This window comes from Pseudomonas sp. TYF_14, assembly GCF_043105275.1.
Classification (GTDB): Bacteria; Pseudomonadota; Gammaproteobacteria; order Pseudomonadales; family Pseudomonadaceae; genus Aquipseudomonas; species Aquipseudomonas alloputida.
Genome location: NZ_JBICLK010000066.1, coordinates 1 through 2,245 on the forward strand (window position 1 = coordinate 1; position 2,245 = coordinate 2,245).

The 2,245-nt window shown below is 53.5% G+C and carries 2 protein-coding genes and 1 pseudogene; 2 read left to right on the forward strand and 1 reads right to left on the reverse strand.

The genetic code is table 11. The features are described from left to right. Positions 1-182 (reverse strand): magnesium chelatase domain-containing protein (locus ACF8O8_RS18425; RefSeq protein ID WP_392510205.1); only part of this gene is annotated, 182 nt, incomplete at its 3' end. 385 nt (positions 183-567) lie between these two features. On the opposite strand from ACF8O8_RS18425, the gene ACF8O8_RS18430 reads away from it, so the two are divergent. Further along, a complete protein-coding gene (locus ACF8O8_RS18430) occupies positions 568-1,356 on the forward strand; it encodes an RES family NAD+ phosphorylase (protein WP_392510206.1) in 789 nt (262 codons plus the stop codon). 143 nt (positions 1,357-1,499) lie between these two features. Then, a pseudogene (locus ACF8O8_RS18435) lies at positions 1,500-1,673 on the forward strand (helix-turn-helix domain-containing protein); the annotation flags it as partial. Positions 1,674-2,245: the final 572 nt, after the last annotated feature.

The window sequence follows — 2,245 nt, forward strand, 5'->3', positions numbered from 1 at the left end:
GGGTACTTCAGCCCGGAGTTGACGATGGCGCTGCGCACCCGGTCCTTGCTTTCCTTGACCGTGGTTTCCGGCAGGCCGACCAGTGTGAGATGAGGCAGGCCGTTGGCCAGGTGGGTTTCGACGCTGACCGCCGGTGCCTGCACGCCTACCTGGGCGCGGCTGTGGACGAGGGCTAGGGACATGAACACTCCGTTGTTGCTGGAAAATGCCGCTTCCTGCGGCTGGGCAAAGAATAGCCAGTGCTGCCACGACAGGCGCAACAAGTGTGCGTCGTGGTTTTTCAGGGTAGGGGTTTTCCCTGCGTTTTCATGGGCTTCGGCAAAAATGGATCCAATAGGCTTTGCGCAGTCGTCAGGTATGACTTAGTGTTGTTGGGCAAAATGCCTTGCGCCGGAGCTTACGGTGTTCGGCAAACCTGTATTGGTTGAGGAAGGAAATTTGGAACGTTACGGAAGACGGAGGTGAAAGAAGGGTTGCACGGCTGGTTAAAGAAGTAGAAGCCGCGGAACATTAAAGATCAAAAAATGTGCAGCTGTTAGTGCTTGAAAGTGCAGAAGATTTTAGCAGTTGGGTTCTGAACTGAGTGGTCCGCCTGACGGATCTATCGCCCGCGCCAACCGGATGAATGCGTCAGGCATTTCGGTTTTCTATGGGGCCAAAGATGCCAGTTCGGCCCTGGCCGAGGTTCGCCCTGCAGTAGGAAGCAAGGTGGTAGTGGCCCACTTCCTGTTTACCCGGCCATTGAAGCTGCTTGATCTGCGCAGTTTGGAAACGATCACCTGTAGCGGAAGCCTTTTTGATCCGGCGTACACGCAAGAGGTAGAACGCGTTGGGTTTCTGCGGACTCTGACCAAGCTGCTGATATTGCCAGTAATGCCCAATGAGCAGGAGCGTGAGTACTTGATGACTCAGGCGGTCGCGGACTATCTGGCATCGCTCAAGCAACCCTCACTGGACGGCATCATCTTTCCTTCGGTTCAAGATGGCGTCGGCGAGAACGTTGTGCTCTTTCATAAAGCGTCTTTGGTGGAAAAGCTCCAATACCCTCAGGGTACCCGCGTCACTGCAGGGCTTATGGACTTCGATCCAGAGACCGAGGATAGCTATCCGTCCTACTCCATTCACATCAGCCAGCCGGAGAAACCGGTCAAGCAGAAGCGCGAGCGGGTCTTTGCCACCTTCGAGGATTGGCTGTACAAGACGGAAAGGCAAAGTGCCCTGCAGCTTGTGATTGATTCGATCGTCGTGCATACCGTCAAAGCTGTGTCTGTAGAAACCAGCCCCGATCGGGTGTTCGTCAGCCACGGTACCCACCCAGGGAGACCCGAATTCGATGCGCCGCCAGGGGATTTTTGATCGCACTGACGTGCGGCATAACTTAGCTGGATGGCGACTGGCGATCGTGGGGTTGAAGGCGCGGCGATTGTAGGGGCTGATTGGCAGCCTTCACTGTGCCAAGTAGGCCTTGAGCCTTGCACGGTTGATGTGTAGTCCCGCCCCTACGCCTCAATGAGGCGCGTCGACTGATGCTCAGCGAGCAATTGGATGCTGCAGCTACTGCATACTGCGTGGGGTATGAAAGCCCGTCCCAGTTCAGAAGAGAGTATCGACGCTACTACGGTGCGCCGCCGAAGAAGGACATTCAGACGCTCCGGTCACAGGCTCAGCAGTAATCCAGCTGCCGTAGTGGTCGTAACAGTCAACCTTGATAGCGCAAGGTTTGTACGATTGGGAATAGGAACATAGTGTAGCCCTGCTCGTTTGACACGCACCAAAAAAAGCCCCACGAACGGGGCTCAAAAATGGGATACCAGATACCAAAGGAGCGGTTCAAGTAACCCTTGCGCTTATGAAGAGAAATTCGATGACGGCATCACCGGCAGAGGTGTTGAAGCAATGGTTATAGGCTACGGCTAGAGACGCTAGAGGACAATCCGGATAGTTTTTGATTATTATCCGGAAAAACAATCAAAATAAATGGATAGTAGTTTTAAATTTGTCGGATGATTGAAGCTACCTCGGTAACATAAAATGCTCGCTAAATCCTAACGTGTGTTGTCTATGAGAATTTCTAAGATATTTGCAGCTGTACTCGCAGCCTCCATGAGCATATCTGTATCAGCTGCCGGCACTGCAGAACCATTGATCTACAAAAACCTCACCCAGCAAGAGGTCAATCGCGCTTACGACCAGAGCAACTGGGCCCCGAACTATGCGCAAACCGTACGTGACTACCGAACCAAGA